General features: G+C 56.0%; 14 protein-coding genes and 1 riboswitch. Of the genes, 8 read left to right on the forward strand and 6 right to left on the reverse strand.

Annotated elements, in window-relative coordinates:
- Positions 1 to 444: 444 nt before the first annotated feature.
- From A3193_RS17575 to A3193_RS17595, 5 genes are all read right to left on the reverse strand, one after another.
- Positions 445 to 1,134: a GntR family transcriptional regulator gene (locus A3193_RS17575; RefSeq protein ID WP_069002961.1), complete on the reverse strand. Its 690-nt coding sequence runs from the start codon at positions 1,132 to 1,134 to the stop codon at positions 445 to 447.
- 159 nt (positions 1,135 to 1,293) lie between these two features.
- Positions 1,294 to 3,231: a propionyl-CoA synthetase gene (locus A3193_RS17580; protein WP_083218118.1), complete on the reverse strand. Its 1,938-nt coding sequence runs from the start codon at positions 3,229 to 3,231 to the stop codon at positions 1,294 to 1,296.
- 235 nt (positions 3,232 to 3,466) lie between these two features.
- Positions 3,467 to 5,122, reverse strand: a complete 1,656-nt coding sequence (locus A3193_RS17585) for a HAMP domain-containing methyl-accepting chemotaxis protein (protein WP_162273754.1) — start codon at positions 5,120 to 5,122, stop codon at positions 3,467 to 3,469.
- Between the two features lie 344 nt (positions 5,123 to 5,466).
- Positions 5,467 to 6,045 carry an isochorismatase family protein gene (locus A3193_RS17590; protein ID WP_069004043.1) on the reverse strand — a complete coding sequence of 193 codons (579 nt, stop codon included), beginning with the start codon at positions 6,043 to 6,045 and terminating at the stop codon, positions 5,467 to 5,469.
- Positions 6,046 to 6,247: 202 nt separating this feature from the next.
- Positions 6,248 to 6,916, reverse strand: coding sequence for a protein-L-isoaspartate O-methyltransferase family protein (locus tag A3193_RS17595; RefSeq protein ID WP_069002958.1), 669 nt, complete (start codon positions 6,914 to 6,916; stop codon positions 6,248 to 6,250).
- Between the two features lie 343 nt (positions 6,917 to 7,259).
- Positions 7,260 to 7,361, forward strand: a riboswitch (TPP riboswitch).
- 37 nt (positions 7,362 to 7,398) lie between these two features.
- Here A3193_RS17595 and thiC point away from each other — a divergent pair.
- The 3 genes from thiC (at position 7,399) to A3193_RS17610 (ending at position 12,490) form a co-directional block, all read left to right on the forward strand.
- Positions 7,399 to 9,288, forward strand: coding sequence for a phosphomethylpyrimidine synthase ThiC (gene thiC / locus A3193_RS17600; protein WP_069002957.1), 1,890 nt, complete (start codon positions 7,399 to 7,401; stop codon positions 9,286 to 9,288).
- The gene (gene rsuA, locus A3193_RS17605; protein WP_069015402.1) at positions 9,285 to 9,974 is read left to right on the forward strand and encodes a 16S rRNA pseudouridine(516) synthase RsuA; all 690 of its coding nucleotides are present in this window, start codon (positions 9,285 to 9,287) and stop codon (positions 9,972 to 9,974) included. Before thiC ends, rsuA begins: the two co-directional genes overlap by 4 nt.
- A gap of 380 nt (positions 9,975 to 10,354) precedes the next feature.
- On the forward strand, positions 10,355 to 12,490 hold the full coding sequence (locus A3193_RS17610; RefSeq protein ID WP_083218832.1) for an EAL domain-containing protein: 2,136 nt from the start codon (positions 10,355 to 10,357) through the stop codon (positions 12,488 to 12,490).
- A gap of 38 nt (positions 12,491 to 12,528) precedes the next feature.
- On the opposite strand, the gene rapA is transcribed toward A3193_RS17610, so the two are convergent.
- On the reverse strand, positions 12,529 to 15,408 hold the full coding sequence (gene rapA / locus A3193_RS17615) for an RNA polymerase-associated protein RapA (RefSeq protein ID WP_069015403.1): 2,880 nt from the start codon (positions 15,406 to 15,408) through the stop codon (positions 12,529 to 12,531).
- Between the two features lie 145 nt (positions 15,409 to 15,553).
- Here rapA and A3193_RS17620 point away from each other — a divergent pair, with 145 nt between their 5' ends.
- From A3193_RS17620 to A3193_RS17640, 5 genes are all read left to right on the forward strand, one after another.
- On the forward strand, positions 15,554 to 16,078 hold the full coding sequence (locus A3193_RS17620; protein ID WP_083218116.1) for a YqhA family protein: 525 nt from the start codon (positions 15,554 to 15,556) through the stop codon (positions 16,076 to 16,078).
- 113 nt (positions 16,079 to 16,191) lie between these two features.
- Positions 16,192 to 16,608 carry a GIY-YIG nuclease family protein gene (locus tag A3193_RS17625; protein WP_162272427.1) on the forward strand — a complete coding sequence of 139 codons (417 nt, stop codon included), beginning with the start codon at positions 16,192 to 16,194 and terminating at the stop codon, positions 16,606 to 16,608.
- A 130-nt stretch (positions 16,609 to 16,738) separates the two neighbouring features.
- Positions 16,739 to 17,062, forward strand: a complete 324-nt coding sequence (locus A3193_RS17630) for a c-type cytochrome (RefSeq protein WP_305782050.1) — start codon at positions 16,739 to 16,741, stop codon at positions 17,060 to 17,062.
- 322 nt (positions 17,063 to 17,384) lie between these two features.
- Positions 17,385 to 17,861, forward strand: a complete 477-nt coding sequence (locus A3193_RS17635) for a copper chaperone PCu(A)C (RefSeq protein WP_235615033.1) — start codon at positions 17,385 to 17,387, stop codon at positions 17,859 to 17,861.
- Between the two features lie 190 nt (positions 17,862 to 18,051).
- Entirely contained in the window at positions 18,052 to 19,083 is a 1,032-nt protein-coding gene (locus A3193_RS17640; protein ID WP_069015405.1) for a GDP-D-glucose phosphorylase 1 family protein, read from the forward strand.

Genomic DNA, 19,083 nt, shown 5'->3' on the forward strand with positions numbered 1-19,083 from the left:
TAACTGCTTGTTGGGCAGTAGACAGACTCTCTCTTCCTCCTGATCTTGCTCGATGCATTCCCTCTTCCGCGAGGGGATAGAGGACGCTCGTAATTGAGAGCATCGATAACTGCTTGTTGGGCAGTGGACAGACTCTCTCTCACTCCTGATCTTGCTCGATGCATTCTCTCTACCGCGAGGTGAGAGGGGATGCTCTTAATTGAGAGCATCGATAACTGCTTGTTGGGCAGTAGACAGACTCTCTCTTCCTCCTGATCTTGCTCGATGCATTCCCTCTTCCGCGAGGGGACGTTCTTAATTGCATGCATCCTTGACAGTTAGTCGGGTGGTAATCAGGCTGCCAGTTCACGCCTGCACTTGTTTAATGAATCCCCTCTCCCCTTGAGGGAGAGGGCCAGGGAGAGGGGGCTCAAAAAACATCGATTCAAACCTGAAAACGCCCGCTCATAGTTTCTCCAGAAACACCGCCTCCACATTCCTGCGGGAGGAACGGATGTGCTGCCGCATCAGCAGCTCAGCCATCTCGGGATCCCGTGCGGAGATGGCGTTGATCAGGTACTGATGCTCCTCATAGGCCTGCTGGGATCTTTTACTGCGCATGCCGAACTGATAGCGGTACATGCGCAGCAGGTGATAGAGGTCGTTGCAGAGCAGTTCGATCAGCTGTTTGTTCTTGCTGCCCTGGACAATGCGATAGTGGAAATCGAGATCACCCTGCTTCTGGAAGTAGGCCTGGCCGTGTTGTTCGGCAATCTGCTCGCCATGCTGATTCAACAGACTTTGCAGCTCTTCAATCTCCTTCTCGGACATGTTCTGCGCCGCCAGTCTGGCCGCCATTCCCTCCAGTGCCTCACGCAGTTGAAAGATCTCGATCAGCTGCTCGTAGGAGAGGGTAACCACCCGGGCCCCCAGATTCGGCTTGCGCTCAACCAGTTTGCGCGCCTCCAGGCGGGCCATCGCCTCCCGCAGGGAGCCTCGGCTTACCCCGTGTTGACGGGCCAGCTCCGGTTCACTGATCTTGCTGCCCTGGGGAAGCTCTCCCTCGACAATAGCCCGCTGCAGAGCATCAAAAAGGCGCTCAGTGAGTGGGATATTGGCAGTATCAAGGGCGGTTGCCGTTGCTTGGTTTTGCATGTCAGAATCTTGAATTGTCGACATAATTAGTCTTTATCCGTGATATATGGGTTATTTTATAGTCTATATTTTTCAAAGTGTCGACACTTTTATAAAAAATAGTCTTTAATTTCCTTATTGGGAACTGTGAAGAATCCGCTTTCACAGTTCCCGTCTGGGCTATTTTCCATATCCCATTTGCTGCAGGGAGGTGGAAATTTCGTCAAGGATGGCCGGATCATCGATGGTGGCCGGCATGTTCCACTCAGTGCCGTCGGCGATCTTCACCATGGTGCCTCGCAGGATCTTGCCGGAACGGGTCTTCGGCAGCCGTTTGACGATCGAGATGTGTTTGAAGGCGGCAACCGGCCCGATCTGGTTGCGCACCAGTTTGACCAGCTCCGCACCGAGCTCCTCGGCAGGGCGGTCGACGCCGCTTTTCAGCACCACCAGACCCAGCGGCAACTGCCCCTTGAGGGCATCGGCCACCCCGATCACGGCACATTCGGCCACATCCGCATGACCGGCCAGGACCTCTTCCATCTGACCGGTGGAGAGACGGTGGCCGGCGACATTGATCACATCGTCGGTACGGCTCATGATCCACAGATAACCATCTTCGTCCTTGTAACCCGCATCACCGGTCAGGTAGTAGCCGGAATAGGCGCGCAGATAGGAGTCGACAAAACGTGCCTCGTTGTTCCACAGGGTGGGCAGGCAGGAGGGTGGCAGAGGCTGTTTGATGACGATGTCGCCCATCTCGCCATCCGGTTTCTCGTTACCCTGCTCGTCGAGGATTCTGACGTCATAGCCAACCATGGCGACGGTTGGTGAACCGGCCTTCACCGGCATCGGCTCAACACCCATTGGATTGGCCGCGATGGCCCAGCCGGTCTCGGTCTGCCACCAATGGTCGATGACCGGTTTTTCGAGCATCGTCTCTGCCCAGTGGAGGGTGTCAGGGTCGCAGCGTTCACCGGCCAGATAGAGGGTCTGCATGCAACTGAGATCATACTTGGACATGTAGGCGCCCTGGGGGTCCTCTTTCTTGATCGCGCGAAAGGCGGTGGGGGCGGTAAACAGGACTTTCACCTGATATTCGCTGATCACCCGCCAGAAGGCGCCCGGATCGGGTGTGCCGACCGGTTTGCCTTCATAGATCACCGTGGTGCAGCCGGCCAGCAGCGGGCCGTAGACGATGTAGCTGTGGCCTACCACCCAGCCGACATCGGAGGCGGCCCAGTAGACATCCCCGGGTTCCACGTTGTAGATGTTTTTCATCGACCAGAGCAGTGCTGCAGCGTGGCCGCCATTGTCCCTGACCACCCCTTTCGGTTGGCCGGTGGTGCCGGAGGTATAGAGGATGTAGAGGGGATCGGTCGCCTCAACCGGAACACATTCGGCCGGGGCTGAATCGCTCATCGCCTGATCCCAGTCCAGATCCCGGCCGTCGATCATATCCGCCGCCAGCTGGGGGCGCTGTTTGATGATGCAGCTCTGGGGTTTGTGGGTGGAGAGTTCGATCGCCTCATCCAGCAGCGGCTTGTAGGCCACTACCCGGCTCGGTTCGATGCCACAGGAGGCGGAGAGCACCATCTTCGGTTTTGAGTCATCGATCCGGGTTGCCAGCTCTTTCGCGGCGAAACCACCGAAAACCACCGAGTGGATTGCGCCGATTCGGGCGCAGGCCAGCATGGAGATGGCTGCTTCGGGAATCATCGGCATGTAGACGATCACCCGGTCACCCTTGGAGACTCCCTGGGCTGACAGTGCTCCGGCGAGTCTGGCGACCTCGTCCCGCAGTTCCGTGTAGGTGTAGCTTCGCTTGCTGTCGGTCACTGGGCTGTCGTAGATCAGCGCCAGGCGATCCCCGTTTCCGGCATCGATGTGTCGATCCAGAGCGTTGAAGCAGGTGTTGAGCTGCCCGCCAACGAACCAGCGTGGCGAGGGCTGGGCGGATTCATCCAAGACCTGGTCCCATGGTTTGTCCCAATGCAGTCCCTTCGCAACATCGCCCCAAAAGGCCTGTGGGTCATCCAAGGAGTGGTTGTAGATCTCAGCATATTTGGACATTTCTCTGGTTCCTCTGGTTGCTAGTTGCCGATTATGTGTCGACATATTTTAGTAATAATAGCTTTATCGTCCCTATTTTATAGACAATAAATTCAAATATGTCGACACTTTGTTATTTTTTTCTGATTTTATCGGATTGCGCCGCATGGATTGCGGCCCATCGGAGGCTGCGGGTGGTCAACCGAGTTTAGTGGCTACATTCATCTGGGTAGGGTTTTTAGGTGGGATTGCTGAGGTGGCAATCTGACCGGTGGAAAACCGGCCAGATTTCAGATTGGCGCTAGACTTTGAAGCGCTCCACAAGGGATTTCAGCTGTTCTGCCAGTTTTGCCACATCCGCACTGGCCTGGGTGGTCTGTTGAGCTCCGGTGGCGGACTGTTCCGAGACTTCATTGATACTGACAATACTGCGATTGATCTCTTCGGTTACCGAGCTCTGCTCTTCCGCTGCATTGGCGATCTGAGTATTCATTTCGGTAATTTCGCTCATGGCGGTATTGATCTTCTCCAGAGCCTGGCCGGCTGAGGCGGCCTGTTCAACCCCGGATTGGGTCATCTCATTGCCCCGCGCCATCACCTTTACCGCATTGTCGGCACCCTCCTGAAGTTTGCTGATCATCTCCTCGATCTCCTGGGTCGAATCCTGGGTACGGCCAGCCAGGGTACGAACTTCATCGGCAACCACTGCGAATCCACGACCCTGCTCACCGGCGCGGGCCGCCTCGATTGCGGCATTCAGGGCCAGCAGATTGGTCTGTTCCGCAATGCTTTTGATCACATCCAGAACCGAGCCGATATTGCGGCTCTCAGTTTCAAGCTCCTGGATGACCGCAGCGGCCTGCTCCACTTCACCGGCCAGGCTGTTGATCCCCTTGATGACCTGATCGATGACTCTCTTACCCTCGATGAATGTGGTATCCGCATCCCGGGCCGCGTGAGCGGCATCGACGGCGTTTCTGGCCACCTCCTGAACCGTGGTGCTCATCTGATTGATGGCCGTGGCAACCTGGCTGGTCTCGCTCAATTGCTGATTGATACCGACGGTGGTCTGGTTGGTGACCACCGAGGTCTCTTCTGCGGCCGAGGCGAGTTGGACCACGGAGTCTTTGACCTGGTTTATCGCATCGTGAAACTGTTGCGCCATGCGATTGAAGGCCAAGGCGATATTGCCGATTTCGTCTTTGCTGTTGTAGTCGACCCGGGTGAGCAGTAGACCGTCTGCGAGCTGATGGGCGCTCTCTTCAATCTGGCTCACACCTTTGCTGATTTCACTGATGATCAGGTAGGCCAGCAGGATACCGAACAGGGCCCCAACCACCAGGCTGCCAATCACGAGCGAGAGCATGCTTTTATAGGCGGCGTGGGTCTCCTCAAAGGCATGGGCGGCCTTGTTCTCTTGAATCTTCAACAGCTCGGCAGTGGACTCCTGGATCTTCTGCAGTACCGGATTGATGAGACTGAGTAACAGTTGGTTAGCCTCATAGAATTGACCATCCACCAGCAGCTTGTCGACTGGTATCAGTCCATCATATTCCAAATGTTTGAGGTCTTTGCTGAATATCTCGACCAGTCGCTGCTCCTCACTGTCCAGTTGGGATTTGGTGAACGCCTCCCAGCGGCTGTCGATGATCTTGATGTTCTCTTCGATCTGATGGATATGCTTATCCAGTTTATGGTCATGCATTGCAGCAAAGGCTGAGCCTGGATCGTGCTGAAGCGCCAGCAGTATCTGCACCCGGCTGTCCTCCAGCTTCTCAATCACCGTTGAGAGACCAACCATATGGGCCATCTCAACGTTATAAAGCTCGTCGATGGCATGGTCAGCCTGCTGCATGCCACGCAGTCCAAGCAGGCCGACGAATATGGTATTAAGCAGTAAAATACCAACCAGGAGTGAGAGGCGTAATTTGATCGAGAGATTATTCAGGAATGACATCATTCTGACCTTAGCGAGTTTAGTTACAGAAAAAGCGATTTGATTGCTCTGCTGAAGCTCATATCCGGCTGGTGATCAAAAATCCGTATTACAGAGCGGGAATCAGCCTCTAAGGGCTGGAATACTGCAAATGAATATATCGGCGTTTAGTTAAACTGCTTTAATTCGACCTGTTCGAAATCTGGTGATTTCCACGTTCATCATGGAATATGTCGTGCTTATGGGCAGGAGGGACATTCTCTGCGGGAGTGGGTTAAGGGTAGTTATTCCCACCGGGTTGGGTGGGAATAACTAGCGTTTGGTCTGTGGAGTTTGCAGTTCAGCCAGGTGGCTGTTTCTGCAGATCAGCGGATCAGCTGGGAAATCTCTTTGAATTTCGGGTGGCTGGCATCGCCCATCCACTCAAATATCACAGACTCCATGTTGGTGATATTGATACCGCCGCGACGCATCCGCATCAGGGCGTTTTCCCGGTGCATGGCTTTTCGGGAGGCGATGGCGTCTTCCACCACAAATACCTGATATCCCCATTGCTGCAGCCCGGCGGCAGTCTGCAGAATGCAGATGTGGGCTTCCAGGCCGACCATCACGATCTGCTTTCGCGAACCGTGTTCGGCCAACTCTTCTTCAAACCCCGGTGCGGTACAACAGGAGAAGGTCAGTTTGTCCTTGGCTTTGGTGTGGTGGGGCAGGTGTTCGGTGATTTCTGACAGGGTATTGCCCAAACCCTGTCCATAGTGCTCCGACAGGGTGATCGGAATGTCCAGCAGACTGGCGGCCTTACTCAATTGGATGACGCTTGGGACCATCTTTTGCAGGTCCTGTTCCGGCATCGCTTTGGTCAGCCTCTCCTGGGCGTTGACGATCAATAATTGACTGGTTGCTGCATGGGTCAGCGGTAGTGTGCTTTTGTTGATGCTCATGATCTCCCTCTGCTCTTCATAATAATCAATGGCCGTTATCAACCGGCGTTGTTGTCGCTGCAGTCCATCCATCTGCAGGCTGAATTATTATTTTTATGTATGGTGCCGGGTCAAATCTGACCCGCAAAGCAAACTTCAATCAGTCTTATGTTTATTCTTTTGTGTTGCTGCAGGCCCAGGTCAGTGCAGCAACATCTGTGGTTTAAAAATTGAATTCAACCGGGGCCGGTGCGTTCTCCAGGGGAGAGACCTCGGTTTCGAAAATGCTCTCTTCCTGGAATATTTTCTCATCGTGTCGCGTGATCAGCTGGCAGATCATCACTGGAGCCTGGCCGATGATGACGAACATCCGCCCGCCCGGCGCCAACTGTTGGCGAAATATCTCTGCCTGCTGGCTGGTGGGCAGGGATCCGGTTATCGCAATGGCATTGAATGGGGCTCCCTGTACAGGCCCCGCCAGTGCATCGCCGGTCAGCAGCATCACATTGTTCACCCCCTGCTGCTCAAGCTTGCTTGCCGCGGCATCGGAAAACTCCCGATGGATGTCGATGCTGACCACCTTGTTGGCCAGGCCTGCCAGGCAGGCTGTGAGGTAGCCGCTACCGGTACCTACCTCCAGGACCTTATCCCCGGGTTGCACGTCGAGCGCCTGCATCAACCGGCCTTCGATTCGTGGGAACATCATGCTCTGTCCCTGGCCGATGGGAATTTCGATATCCGCATAGGCAAGATCCTGGTAGGTGTCCGGAACAAAGGCCTCTCTCGGCAGGGTCTCCATGAGTGTCAGAACTCTTGGGTTGATCACTTCCCATGGACGAATCTGCTGTTCCACCATGTTGAATCGGGCTTTTTCAAACTGGTTTGCCATCATACGAAATATCCTGAATTTTTTTATGGTTTAGTCTGGCAGAGGCATTAGCCTACGTTTTTTAAACCGCTTGGGCAAGATTTCCAAGGGGGTAGTTCGTTGTATGGGTGACCCTGCCTAATCAACAGTTTATGGGAATAATTCCTTGAATTTTATGGGTCTGGGTTATTCTCAATAATCCCTCAAATTAGTATTTAAATTGACCCAAGTGGCTGTAAAGTAAAGGTTTTGGTGATTTGCTCCTTTTTGAGGCAAACGATCGGCAGCTCTAACCCTATCCACTCCCCGGACTGGATCAGTTTGTGCAGGTGCGCGAAGCGAGCTGTTTCGGGTTATACTCCTGCGAATCAAAGGCTAGGGGTGTCCTGTGGCGCGTTCACGGGCTGAGATAGACCCTTAATCACCTGATCCGGATCATACCGGCGGAGGGAAGCTGTGTAGCCCACTGGGGTGTTCGCGCTCTCTGCCCAAACGAGGTTTCCACCATGAGCGCCATTCCAGAAGATTTCATCAAAAAGACCGCCACGCTTTCAGAGGAGGTTACCCGTCCCTTCTACAAATCACGCAAGATCTATGTGGAGGGTTCGACTGCGGATATCCGGGTGCCGATGCGGGAGGTCGAGCAGGAGGCCACCTCGGCCAGTTTCGGCGCTGAAGAGAATCCTCCGATCCCGATCTACGATACTTCCGGCCCCTTTACCGATCCACAGCAGTCGATCGATCTGATGCAGGGGATGCCCGATCTGCGTACCCCCTGGATCGAGGCACGAGCGGATACGCAGCTGCTCGACGGTCCAACATCCGAGTATGGCCAGAGCCGACAGAATGACCCGGAGCTTGCCCATTTGCGCTTCGAACATATCCGTGCGCCACGACGCGCCAAAGCGGGTGCCAATGTGACCCAGATGCACTATGCCCGGCAGGGTATCATCACCCCGGAGATGGAGTTCGTGGCGATCCGGGAAAACTGCCGCCTGCAGGAGCTGCGCGAGGATCCCCGCTACGCCAAGCTGCTGCGCCAGCATGCCGGTGAGGGCTTCGGCGCCAACATACCCGATGAGATCACTGCGGAGTTTGTCCGCTCCGAACTGGCCGCCGGCCGGGCAATCATCCCCGCCAATATCAACCACCCGGAATTGGAACCGATGATCATCGGGCGGAATTTCAGGGTCAAGATCAACACCAATATCGGCAACAGTGCGATCACCTCTTCGATCGGTGAAGAGGTGGAGAAGATGGCCTGGTCCGCCCGCTGGGGTGGAGATACCCTGATGGATCTCTCAACCGGCAACAATATCCATGAGACCCGGGAGTGGATCCTGCGCAATGCGCCGATGCCGATCGGTACCGTGCCGATCTATCAGGCCCTGGAAAAGGTCGATGGCAAGGCGGAGGAGCTCAGCTGGGAGATCATGCGCGACACCCTGATCGAGCAGGCGGAGCAGGGGGTGGACTACTTCACCATCCATGCCGGTGTGCTGCTGCGCTACGTTCCCCTGACAGCGGAGCGGGTTACCGGCATCGTCTCCCGTGGCGGCTCCATTCTTGCGAAGTGGTGTCTGGCACACCATCAGGAGAATTTCCTCTACACCCATTTCGAGGAGATCTGCGAAATCATGAAGGCCTACGATGTGGCCTTCTCTCTGGGTGACGGCTTACGCCCCGGATCGCTGGCCGATGCCAATGATGCGGCCCAGTTCGGTGAGTTGGAAACCCTGGGTGAATTGACCAAGGTGGCCTGGGAGCACGACGTTCAGGTGATGATCGAAGGGCCGGGTCATGTGCCGATGCAGATGATCAAAGAGAATATGGAGAAGGAGCTGGAGGACTGTTTCGAGGCGCCCTTCTATACCCTGGGGCCACTGGTGACCGATATCTCCCCTGGCTATGACCACTTCAGTTCCGGTATCGGCGCGGCGCAGATCGGTTGGTACGGTACGGCCATGCTCTGTTATGTAACCCCCAAGGAACACCTTGGCCTGCCGAACAAAGAGGATGTTCGTGAGGGTATCATTACCTATAAGGTTGCCGCCCATGCCGCCGATCTGGCGAAAGGGTTTCCCGGCGCTCAGCTGCAGGACAATGCGATGTCCAAGGCGCGCTTCGAATTTCGCTGGGAGGATCAGTTCGCGCTCAGTCTCGATCCCCAGCGGGCAATCGAGTTCCACGATGAGACACTGCCTCATCAGGCCCACAAAGTCGCCCACTTCTGCTCCATGTGTGGGCCCCACTTCTGCTCCATGAAGATCACCCAGGATGTCCGGGAGTACGCCAAGAGCCACGGCATGAGTGACGGTGAAGCACTGCAACAGGGCATGGAAGAGAAGGCCGTGGAGTTCAAGCAGCAGGGGAGTAAGCTCTACAAAGCGTTATGAGGCTGGATCGGTATCTCAGTCAGGTCACTGAACTGAGTCGCTCGGAATCACGCCAAATGATCCGCGCCGGGCGGGTGAGTGTCGATGGCCTGGCGATCACCCAACCGGCCCATCAGGTCGACAGCACGACGCAGGTCCACTTGGATGATCGTCTGCTGGACAGACCCTTGCCCCGCTACTACATGGTCCACAAACCGGTGGGTGTGGTCTGTGCCACCCGGGATCCCAGCCATCGTACAATCCTGGAGCTGTTGGATCTGAGCCGGCCGGAGACGCTGCATATCGCGGGACGGCTCGATATCGATGCCACCGGTCTGGTTTTGGTTACCGATGATGGTCGGTGGTCACACCGTATCACTTCCCCGGGCAGGAGCTGCGGAAAGACCTATCTGGTGGCGTTGAAGCATCCATTGAAAGAAGCCCAGGCAGCAGCCATTCGTCAAGGGATCCCGCTGCGTAATGAGAGCAAGCCGACCCGGCCTGCGGAGCTGCAGCAGCTGGACGAAACCCAGTTGCGGCTGACCATCACCGAAGGCCGCTATCATCAGGTCAAGCGGATGTTTGCCGCAGTGGGTAATCGGGTGGCTGGACTGCATCGCCAATCCATCGGTCCCCTGAGTCTGGATGAGAGCCTCGCAGTTGGAGATTACCGAGCGTTAACCCAAAGCGAGATCGAAATCTTTTAAAAATGCAGATGGCTTGGGTGCTTGTGCGATTAGTTTGTTAATTTCCGTTAAATCAAGCTGATTGTTAAAGTTCTTTCGCAAATCGCCGAACTATTATCTAACTGGCCACTAGGATATTTTTGAAGTTTTCGCATTTGGATTGCAGGCAGCAAGCCTGTGTCTGAGTGCGAGCTATTCAGTCGCCAGATAAATGTCGGTGCTGGGCAAGCTGGATCGCGCGTGCACTAAAACTATTTGCAGGCCTAATGTTATCCAAGGTGGATGAGCGGCTGAGTAGAGCTGTCATCATGGAAGAGAGGGTTGGGTGTTTCAGCAGACAGACCATTGAAAGGTCTGCAGGCTCATAATCACTATCTTGGGGCGATTTTAGGGTACTTATTGTGCAGGGGAAGGTCTCAGCGGCGACTGATCCATGGTCCGGGCTTACCGAAGATGAAATATTGCATCTGCGGGAAGTGATCGATGCCTGCGATGTGGGCCTCTGCCTGGTCGACCGCAACAAGCGAGCACTGATCTGGAACCCCTGGCTGGCAGATTATCTTGGTAATCCGCCACAGTTCGCTGAACACTCAACCATCGAAACCCTGATTCCGGCACTGTCGGGACCGAGATTCGATTATATGGTCCACCTGGCAGTCGCCCTGTCGCAGAAGCAGAGCGTGGAGGCGAGCAAAAAACAGGCGCAAATGTCGCGTCATCTTTTCAGTCTCGAGAATGGTCAGTTTTTAAGGGTCAGTGTGCGGCCCATGATGATGCATCCGGGCTTCTGCCTGGTACAGATCAATGAACTGGCGGCCGAGCAGAAAGCACCCGGTTCGTCAGGCTTGCGCGGACTCACGGAAAATCGCACCCAGGCGATACTCTCCTCGGTTGAGGATGCGGTCATTCTGGTCAATGCCGATGGAATGGTGGAGTTTGTCAATCTGGCCGCCGAGAGTATGACCGGCTTCCAGAGTCAACGCATATCCGGCCGTCCTCTGGCTGAGGTCTATCAGGTCTACGATGAAATGACTCAGTCGGCACCGTTGCTGACCCTCGAGCAGATCCTCGCCGATGACAGTCGGCAGCTGGTACTGGTTCATCGTGAGGGATTGACGATACCCATCCAGCAGACGATCACCCGCCTGAAGGGGGATGATGGTCAACTGGAAGGGTTTGTACTGGTTTTCAAGGATACCAGCCAGTCCCGCAAGTTGGCGGCCCAGCTGAATTGGCAGTCGACCCATGATCCGGTCACCCGACTCTATAACCGGGTCGAATTCGATCGTCGACTCTCGCTGCTGCTGGATGAGACCCAGTTTGAAGATGAGCGGCACTGTCTGCTCTATCTGGACATCGACCGCTTTATCATCGTCAACGATAACTGCGGTTACGCGGCGGGTGACGAGTTGCTGAGGCAGCTCGCCGCTCTGATCAAGCGTTCAATCCGCAACAGTGATTTGATTGCCCGTCTGGGCGGGGATGAGTTCGGTATTCTGCTCAGTCAGTGCACACTGGAAGTGGCTGAGCGCATTGCCGAGACGATCCGCCAGGAGGTTCAGGCATTCCGCTTTGCCTGGGAGGGCAAGACCTTTTCCCAGAGTCTCAGCATCGGCATGGTGCCGATCGACAGACATAGCGAGAGTGTTGAGCAGATTCTCGGCTATGCGGATATCGCCTGCCTCACGGCGAAAGAGGAGGGGCGTAACAAAATCCATATCTACGATTCGGTGGACAGCTCCGCAGCCAGACGTCATGGCGAGACCCAGTGGGTGACCCGGATTCGGACCGCCCTGGAAGAGGACCGTTTTACACTCTATGTGCAGCCGATTTCATCCCTCAGTGGTGAGGATGGGGTGCAGGAGCATGTGGAGGTGCTGATCCGCCTGCTCGATGAGGATGAAAATCTGATACCGCCAGGGGCCTTCATTCCCGCTGCAGAACGATTCGGTCTGATGCCTGCGGTCGATCATTGGGTGGTGGACCAGGTGGCTCGCTTCATCACCCAAAATCGCCACTCCTGTCTGACGGCCGGACGTCGCTTTTTCGTCAATCTCTCCGGTCATTCAGTCTGTGATGATGAGTTTCTGCAGTGGATTCTGCTGACCATCAGGGAGCGGGATATACCCGCTGGCATGCTCTGTTTCGAAGTCACCGAAACCGCCGCCATCTCCAATCTCACCTCGGCGGAACATTTCATGCGCACCCTGCAGCGTTATGGCTGTGAATTCGCCCTGGACGATTTTGGCAGCGGCCTCTCCTCCTTCGGTTATCTGAAGCATCTGCCGGTAGAGTATCTGAAAATCGACGGCGCTTTCGTTCACGACATGCTTGAGAATGCGATCGACGAATCGATGGTGGAGGCGATCAATCGCATCGGCCACATCATGGGGCTGGAGACCATCGCTGAGTTTGTCGAAACCGGGGAGATTCTGCAGCGACTCGAGGCGATCGGGGTCGACTTTGTCCAGGGATATGGGGTTTGCCGGCCCTTCCCCATCAAGCGCCTGTTGGAAGCCACTCAGGCAGCCGAATAGTTCACTTTCAAGCTGCTAACCTGGCTGCTTAACAGGCCCTAGAGCGTAACCACCAGTCGTACTGCATCCAGGCGCAGGCGTGTTGACTGCAACTGTTGATGCAGCGCCATCCCCTGCTGTTGCAGCATCTCGATCTCTTCACCGCGCACCGAAGGGTTGTGTTTTTTCAATGCCTGCATGCGCTGAATCTCGGTTGTGTAGTATTTCATCATTTTTGCCGCTGACTGTTTCACCTGCTCATCCACCAGATTGGCCGCGGCCTCTTCCGCCGCCGCGATCAGCGAACGCAACTGTGACCGATAGCTGTTGATCACTGGCAGCAGGGCTTTGCGATCCAGCTCCTCGGCATGTTCGAGCAGTGTGTCGCAGTCTGCCAGATGGTCGAGTCGTCGGCCTTCGGCATCGATCAGGATGCGGTTTGAAGTGGTTGGCAGAAAGCGGCCTACCTGGAGCTTTCTGGGCGCCGGACACTCCACCACAAACAGGCACTCCAGCAGCAGCTGTGCTTTTTTGAGTTTCGGGTGTTTGCAGGCCATTGCCGTGCTGTTACCGGTCTGGATACTGACTACCTGATCCATGGCGTTACGCACCAGCGGGTGTTCCCAGGTAAGAAAGTGGCGCTCTTCATGGCTCAGGGCGTCACGCCGACTGTAGGTGGCAGTCAGACCGTCGGCGGGCAGACCGGGTAACGAACCGGCAATCACCTGCTCGCCGGGACGCAGGATCAGGCCCGCCTCTCCCAGCTCTTCCGTTTCGATGTTGTAACAGTCAAACAGCCGTTGGAGATAGTCTGGCAGCCGCTTCGAGTCGTCCTGTTCGGACAACTGCTCGACCAGCTGGCTGGCAATGGGTTGCCGGCAGGCGCCAAGCTCAAGCAGGTGGTCGCGCCCCTGCTGCAGGCGCAGCTGTATCTGCTGTTTCAACTCACGGGTGCGTTGAATCAGATCCGCCAGAGGGGCTGGCTCCGGCTTCTCTTCGATCAGTTGCCAGAGTTCGCCGCCGAGCTGCTCGCTGATCTGTTGAGCGCCGGGCACATGCTGACGAAAGGCGTCCAGGCCATCCCGGTACCAGTGCAGCATCACCGACTGGGGGCCAGGCTCCATGTAGGGCTGATGGATGGTGACGGTCTGTTGCTGACCGATCCGGTCGAGACGGCCGATGCGCTGTTCCAGCAGATCGGGATCCGCTGGCAGGTCGAACAGAATCAGGTGGTGGGCAAATTGAAAATTACGTCCTTCGCTGCCGATTTCCGAACAGATCAGCAGCCGGGCTCCTTGCGGGTCGGCAAACCAGGCGGCCGCCCGGTCCCGCTCCACAATCGTCATATCCTGATGGAAAACCCCGACGGAGATACCGGACAGGTTACGAACCGCCTGCTGCAGCTCCACAGCGCTCTGATCATGGCTGCAGATCAACAGGAACTTGTTGTCGGTCTGCTTGCGTAGCAGCTCGATCAGCCAGGATACCCTGGGGTCCAGCTGCCACCAGTCAGGGTGGCCCTGCTCGCTGTAGAGGCGTTCCGGGGTGAGTCGCAGGTTGGCCGATGGGATTCCGCTCTGCTGCAGTGCGACCCCGTACTCTTCGGGCATCGGCAGCGGGTAGGCGATCAGCTCTCTGGTTGGAAAACCGCTGATACGGGCGCGGGTATTGCGGAACAGTACCCGTCCGGTGCCATGTCGGTCGAGCAGGCTGTTGATCAGGCTCTCTCTCGCTTCGTTTCGTTCAGCCGGATCCCGGGTCGGATCGTTGAGCAGACCCAGCAGTGGCATGCTTTCGGACTCATCCAGTTTACTCAACAGCGCCTGAGTGGCTTTCTCGGGCAGTGGCTCCTCCCGCAACAGATGCTCCACGGCTTCCGCAACCGGCTGATAGTGCTGCTCTTCCTGGAGGAAGCTCTGTAGATCGTAGTAGCGATCCGGGTCGAGCAGGCGCAACCGGGCAAAATGGCCGGCCTGACCGAGCTGTTCCGGGGTGGCGGTCAACAGCAGTACCCCGGGTGTGCGCAATGAGAGTGCTTCGACCAGCAGATACTCTGCACTGGGATCCTCTTCCGACCAGGTCAGGTGGTGTGCCTCATCGACGATCAGCAGATCCCACTCCCCATCCAGTGCCTGGGTGAGACGGGCCGGGTTGTGGTGAAAAAGATTCAGACTGCAGAGCACCAGCTGTTCCGCATGGAACGGGTTGTCCGCCTGCCCCGAGTCCTGAATGGCCTGGCAGGTCTCTTCATCGAGAATGCGGAATTTCAGATTGAAGCGTCGCAACAGCTCAACCAGCCACTGATGGACCAGAGGGTCCGGCACCAGGATCAATACCCTGCTGGCCCGTCCGGTCAGCAGTTGCTGGTGGAGAATCAGGCAGGCCTCGATGGTTTTTCCCAGGCCCACTTCGTCAGCCAGCAGCACCCTGGGTACCGGTCGTCCAGCCACCTCATGGGCGATATAGAGCTGATGAGGGATCAGATCGATACGCGGGCCGACCAGGCCGAGCAGCGAGGATTGCTGCTGTTTACCCAGGTGGCTGAGGGTCTGCTGGCGCAGGTTGAACCAGTGGGGGGGGTCGATCTGACCGGTGAGCAGCCGCTGTTTGGGCTGATCGATGCGCAGGGTGTCACTCAACTCCAGCTCTTCAAGACGTACCTGACTGCCATCGGGTCGTTCACCCAGATAGGTGATCAGGCCGTCATTGAGCAGGGTCTGACGGATGCTCATCTGCCAGCCTTCACGACTCTCGATCTGGTCGCCGGCGGTAAACGCCACCCGGGTCAGAGGGGCCCCCTCAATGGCGTAGACCCGGCTCTCGTCGATGGCCGGGAAGTGGATGGTGACCCGGCGGCCTTCGCAGCCGGTAATTACCCCCAGACCGAGTTCCGATTCCGTGTCACTGATCCAGCGCTGACCCGGCAGAAAAGATGGCATAGTCATGGTCCTGCAAAAAAGGGGCTGATGATAATGGCTATCGGTATGCTTTAACACCCTGGTGTTAATGGTAACCCGGTTGTCAGGCCTCAGTTTGGTCTTCTCTGATATGATTGCCTCACCCTGAATAACGAGAATAGATGTTGTGGAAGCGATATTTGAAAAATTACTCTGGAACAGCCGGCTGATTGTCCTGGCCGCTGTGGTTGCCAGCCTGGCAGCAGCCGTTGCCATGTTCTATATGGCCTCTGTGGATGCCTTCTACATGATCAGCCATTTAGGTCACTACGCCTCGCCGGCCCTGACGGGCGAGGAGCGGGTGGCGCTGCGTTCAACCACGGTGACCCATGTGGTGGAGATTGTGGATGGCTATCTGTTGGCGACTGTGCTGTTGATCTTCTCATTGGGTCTGTATGAGCTGTTCATCAGCAAGATCGATCATGCCGAGGGTTCGGACAGCGCCTCAAACGTGTTGATGATCACCAGCCTGGATGACCTGAAGAGCCGCCTGGCCAAAGTGGTGATGATGATCCTGGTGGTACGTTATTTCGAATTCGCCCTCAGTATGGAGTTCACCACCCCGCTGGACCTGCTGCAGTTCGCTGGCGGAATCGCTCTGCTCGGGCTCGCCCTCTATCTGTCCCACATGGCGGATAAGAGTGGTCACTGAGCGATCTCTCAGCTGAGGCTCTGGCGATCATCGGGATCTCCCCCAAGCCGCCTGGCAGGGCTTCACGCTGTGGACTTGCCCAGGCAAAGTCCCCCGGGACCTATGTGTTGCTTTTGCATAATCCCAGGCGCCATCAGATCCAGGTGGGTCGTCTGGGGCTGTGCGATTTCATCCGCGGCTGGTATCTCTACGTCGGCAGCGCTTTCGGCCCCGGCGGGGTGGCTGCGCGCTGCGCTCACCACCGGCGGATCAGCCCGCGCCCCCGCTGGCATATCGACTATTTACGGGCGGTGACCAATCTGCGCCAGATCTGGTATAGCAATGATCCCAGGCAGCGGGAACATCAATGGGCAGCCCTGCTCGGCGAACCGCTCGGATTTGCCCAGCCGATGGGTGGATTCGGCTCATCTGACTGTGACTGCGGGAGTCACCTCTTTATTTCTGCGGTCAAACCCGATTGGAAGAGATTTGCGGTACTTGCTGGTGAACGTTTGAGCGATCAACAGGTGATTAATTGTGAAATTGTTTAATTGACAATTATCCTTTATAGGCAATTTACTTATGTTTAACGTATAATCCAGCATTTTTGTGGGAACGGACTCTGTGAAATCAACCCCGCAGCTGTATTTATCTAACCGAACTATTGAGGATAAACTCCTGATGAATAAGATGAAATCATATTTGCTGGCTACCAGCGCTTCTGTTCTTGCTCTTGGTGCTGTTGCGACTGCATCTGCCGATCCTGTTGCTCTGGCAACCCAGCGTGGCTGCATGGCATGCCACCAGATTGAAACCAAGGTTGTTGGTCCTGCCTACAAAGAAGTGGCTGCAAAGTACAAAGGCCAGGCTGATGCTGTAGCGGCACTCTCTGCCAAGGTCAAAGCCGGCGGTTCCGGTGTCTGGGGCCCAGTACCCATGCCACCTAACGCCCATGTCAGCGACGAAGACATCAAAGTCATCGTAGAGTGGGTCATGAGCCTCTGATTCGAGCTGCTTAACGGCCCTCCCGGCCGTTAAGAGAAAAAGCGCCTGGCAGATGCCGGCGCTTTTTTTTGCCTGTTGTTCGGTTCAATTGACCCCTCAGCTGGCCCCGATAGCAGGGTCATATGCCCTGAATGGGCCATTTGACACACTTTTTTTCAATTTTTCTTGTGGATTGATTGCGCGGGATTGCCTTTATAATCTCTTTAATGCCATGCTCCCGGGCCACGAGAATATAATCTTGTTGAATAATTCGGTGGTTGACCCTGTCAGCAATCTGGCTGTCAGCCTCCCTGATAAAAAACTGTGTTCACTGGAGAAAGAGATGAGCTTGCAACGTTTGCTTCCGATCCTTGGCTTTTGCCTGTTTTTCATGAGTCAGCAGCTGATGGCCGGTTCCGCCGTGATGGCTGACGATCCCTATGTCCGCGCTGTACCACCCGGCCAGCCGAATTCCGCCTCATTCATGACCCTGCATAACATGGGTAAAAAGGATCTTGCTCTGGTTAGCGCCAGCAGCAGTGCCGCTGAGGTTGTCGAGCTGCATACCCACACCATGGAAGATGGCATGATGCGGATGCGTAAAGTGGAAAAGATCGATCTGCCTGCCGACCAGAAAATCAGCCTGAAGCCGGGTGGCCTGCATGTCATGCTGATCGGCTTGAAGCAGAAACTTGTGCCGGGTGAGAAGATCGGCCTGACGCTCAACTTTGACGATGGATCGGAGCTCAAATTGGATGCCCCGGTGCGCAAGTTGCGTATGAAGATGAAGCATTCCGACCATGGCAGTCACAACCACTGAGCTGCAGTGGGTTGATCTGGTTAGAGTTTGTTGCGGGTTTAGATCCCAAAGTGAAGGTGAATTCAGCAGGGCCTATTGGATTCGTGTTAACAGGCCCTAGCCACGGCGTCAGCTGTCCGGGTGTGGCCATCTGGCCCAGGTCACCCTATGACGGCAGAGTCTCAATGGGGTCTGACCGGGGGTTGTTTGGATGAAACAGTCTCCCATGGAATCCCGCGCCGCTATGCAGCAGGCATTTGCTTCCGGTCTCGAACGTCTGCTTCAACAGCCTGGGCTCGGCAGCTATATCCTGGTACATGCCAATGCCAGTTTCGATGCTGAGATCTATCAATCCCTGAAAAGCCAGCTTGGTCGTCGCTTTGATCAACACGCAGAATATTGCCGCCTGACCCTGAGTGAGGGACGGGAGTTGGTCGGGGCTGCCGATGACAATCTGGTGTTTCTGAAATTGATGGCTATCGGGTTCGAGGGCGTGCATGCGGCTGAATTCCGCAATGAGGCGGATTGGGAGCTGCAGTTCAACCATATCCGCGCCTTTCGTCCCTCACGAATGACCAGTGAGCCTGCGCTCGGTATCAGCCGTCCTTTCGATCCCAACGGATTTCATTTCAATAAACCCTTTCTGCGCAGAGAGGCCTTCTGGAGAGGCGATCTGCACGGTGTGGAAGTGGAGCTTATGTATAACAAGTTCCCCTTTGTGCCGATGCACTGCCTGCTGGTTCCGGATCGCACCCGGCGCCTCCCCCAGCTGTTGACCCGCAAATACCACGACTATGTCTGGGAACTGGCTGAACGGTTGTGGAGCGGCCTGCCTGGTGTCGGTATCGCCTACAACAGTTTTGCCGCCTTTGCCTCGGTCAATCATCTTCACTTTCAGCTCTTCATCAGGCCCCAGCCGCTGCCGCTGATGGGCGATCACTGGCGGCACAATGGCGGAGAACGGGACTACCCGCTGAATTGCGAAATCTATGAATCTGCCGCTGAGGCTTGGCAGCGGATTGAGTCACTGCACCGCTCGGAGATCAGCTATAACCTGATCTACCAGCCCGGCCGGCTCTACTGCATACCCAGGAAACGTCAGGGGAGTTATCAGCACCAGCCCTGGACCAGAGGATTTGCCTGGTATGAGCTGGCCGGGGGGTTCACGACCTTCAGTCGGTCTGATTTCGATACCCTGGACGCCGATGCAATCATCCATGAGCTTGTCAAGCTGCGGCCGTAA

It is taken from the genome of Candidatus Thiodiazotropha endoloripes, from assembly GCF_001708965.1.
In the GTDB taxonomy this organism is placed as follows: Bacteria; Pseudomonadota; Gammaproteobacteria; order Chromatiales; family Chromatiaceae; genus Thiodiazotropha; species Thiodiazotropha endoloripes.

Bases quoted from the DNA above. Each gene is read 5' to 3' on its own strand.
- A3193_RS17575 (WP_069002961.1), bottom strand. From the start codon at position 1,134: ATGCAAAACCAAGCAACGGCAACCGCCCTTGATACTGCCAATATCCCA.
- A3193_RS17580 (WP_083218118.1), bottom strand. From the start codon at position 3,231: ATGTCGACACATAATCGGCAACTAGCAACCAGAGGAACCAGAGAAATG.
- A3193_RS17585 (WP_162273754.1), bottom strand. From the start codon at position 5,122: ATGTCATTCCTGAATAATCTCTCGATCAAATTACGCCTCTCACTCCTG.
- A3193_RS17590 (WP_069004043.1), bottom strand. From the start codon at position 6,045: ATGAGCATCAACAAAAGCACACTACCGCTGACCCATGCAGCAACCAGT.
- A3193_RS17595 (WP_069002958.1), bottom strand. From the start codon at position 6,916: ATGATGGCAAACCAGTTTGAAAAAGCCCGATTCAACATGGTGGAACAG.
- thiC (WP_069002957.1), top strand. From the start codon at position 7,399: ATGAGCGCCATTCCAGAAGATTTCATCAAAAAGACCGCCACGCTTTCA.
- rsuA (WP_069015402.1), top strand. From the start codon at position 9,285: ATGAGGCTGGATCGGTATCTCAGTCAGGTCACTGAACTGAGTCGCTCG.
- rapA (WP_069015403.1), bottom strand. From the start codon at position 15,408: ATGCCATCTTTTCTGCCGGGTCAGCGCTGGATCAGTGACACGGAATCG.
- A3193_RS17630 (WP_305782050.1), top strand. From the start codon at position 16,739: ATGAATAAGATGAAATCATATTTGCTGGCTACCAGCGCTTCTGTTCTT.
- A3193_RS17635 (WP_235615033.1), top strand. From the start codon at position 17,385: ATGAGCTTGCAACGTTTGCTTCCGATCCTTGGCTTTTGCCTGTTTTTC.
- A3193_RS17640 (WP_069015405.1), top strand. From the start codon at position 18,052: ATGAAACAGTCTCCCATGGAATCCCGCGCCGCTATGCAGCAGGCATTT.